A 1,883-nucleotide genomic window follows, 5' to 3' on the forward strand; every position below is an offset into this window, starting at 1 on the left:
GGCGGGCCCCGGCGGCGCCGGCGGTGGCTTCAGCGCGGCAGGCTGGAGAGGGTGTCGGCGACGATGTCCGCGCCCTCGCGCAGCGTCGCTTCGTCGATGACGAGCGGCGGCGCCAGCCGCAGCACGTTGCGGTTGGTGTCGCGGGTGGCGATGCCGCGTGCCAGCAGGCATTCGGCGGAGCGGGCGGCGCTGAAGGCAGGGTCGAGCTCGACGCCGACGAGCAGGCCGCGCCCGCGCACCTCTCGCACGCAGGGCAGGGCGGCGGTGCGCAGTTGCGCGCGCAGCGCTTCGCCGAGGCGTTCGGCGTTTTCCCACGGGCGGGTTTCGGCCAGCAGCGCCAGCACTTCGGTGCCGACCGCGGCAGCCAGCGGGTTGCCGCCGAAAGTCGAGCCGTGGTCGCCAGGGCGGAACACGTCCATCACCGCACGGTCGGCGAGGAAGGCCGACACCGGCAGCAGGCCGCCGCCCAGCGCCTTGCCCAGGATCAGGCCGTCCGGGCGCACGCCTTCGTGTTCGCAGGCCAGCAAGCGGCCGCTGCGGCCGAGCCCGGTCTGGACTTCGTCGGCGATCAGCAGCACGCCGTGGCGGCGGCAGATCTCGGCGCAGCGGGCCAGGTAGCCGGCCGGCGGCACGACGATGCCGCCTTCGCCCTGAATCGGTTCGACCAGAAAGGCCGCGGTGCGCGGCGTGATCGCCGCTTCCAGCGCGTCCGCGTCGCCGTAGGGGATGCGGCGCAGGCCAGGCGGAAAGGGGCCGAAGCCGTCGCGGTACTGGCGGTGCGAAGAGAAGCCGACGATCGTGATCGAGCGGCCGTGGAAGTTGCCGTCGCAGGCGATGACCTCGGCCTCGCCGTCGGCGATGCCTTTGACCGTATAGCCCCATTTGCGCGCTGCCTTCAGTGCCGTCTCGACGGCTTCCAGGCCGGTATTGACCGGCAGCGCGCGCTCGTAGCCGAAGGTGGCGCACAGGCGTTCGAGGAAGACCGGCAGGCGGTCGCTGAAAAACGCGCGCGAGGTCAGCGCCAGGCGCTGCGCCTGCTCGGTCAAGGCGCGGACCAGGCGCGGGTGGCCGTGGCCGAAGCTGACCGCGGAGTAGGCGCTCATCATGTCGAGGTAGCGCCGGCCGGCGACGTCCCACAGCCACACGCCTTCGCCGCGCTGGAACACCACGGGCAGCGGCGCGTAGTTGGCAGCGCCGTGGCGCCGTTCCTTGTCGCGCAGTTCGGCGCCGTCCGGGCCCAGCGCCGCCGCGGCGAACTCGGCGATCCAGCGGGCGCAGCGGCCGTCGGCGTCGAGGTCGGGGCGGTATTCGACGATCTCGAGGGCGAGGAAGTCGTCACAGCCGCGCAGCGCCAGCAGCGCGTCCGCCAGTTCGCGCGGATCGAGGCCGCTGGCCTCGGGGCAGGTGACGGCGGGCAGCGCCTGGGGGTCGAGCGCGTCGAGGTCGAGGCTGAGGCCGAAGCCGCTGCCTTGCGCGCGTGCGATGGCCAGCGCGTCGCGGAACACCGCCGTCAGGCCGCGCCGCGCGATTTCGGCCATGTCGAAGATGCGCACGCCGAGCCGTTCCAGCAACTGCCTTTCCTCGGGCTCCCAGGCCCGCGCGCCGACGATGCAGGTGCGCGCCGGGTCGAGCGGCAGGCCGGGCACGCCGGCCAGCGCGGCGTCGCCTTCGCCGAGCAGCGCTGCCAGCGGCATGCCGTGGATGTTGCCGGAGTGGGTGGTGGTGGCGGTATGGCTGTCGAGGTGGGCATCCACCCAGACCAGGCCGGGCGCATGGCCGGCCCGCCGTGCGATGCCGCGCCAGGTGCCGGCGGCGACGGCATGGTCGCCGCCGAGCACCAGCGGCACCGCATCCGCCGCGAGCGCGGCGATGCGGTCGGCCAG

At 74.0% G+C, this 1,883-nt stretch carries 1 protein-coding gene; it reads right to left on the minus strand.

Going from position 1 to position 1,883, the window contains the following annotated elements; genetic code table 11:
* Window positions 1-29: 29 nt before the first annotated feature.
* Window positions 30-1,883 (minus strand): ornithine--oxo-acid transaminase (gene rocD, locus C666_RS18980; RefSeq protein ID WP_051020048.1); only part of this gene is annotated, 1,854 nt, incomplete at its 5' end.

It is taken from the genome of Thauera linaloolentis 47Lol = DSM 12138 (assembly GCF_000310205.1).
In the GTDB taxonomy this organism is placed as follows: Bacteria; Pseudomonadota; Gammaproteobacteria; order Burkholderiales; family Rhodocyclaceae; genus Thauera; species Thauera linaloolentis.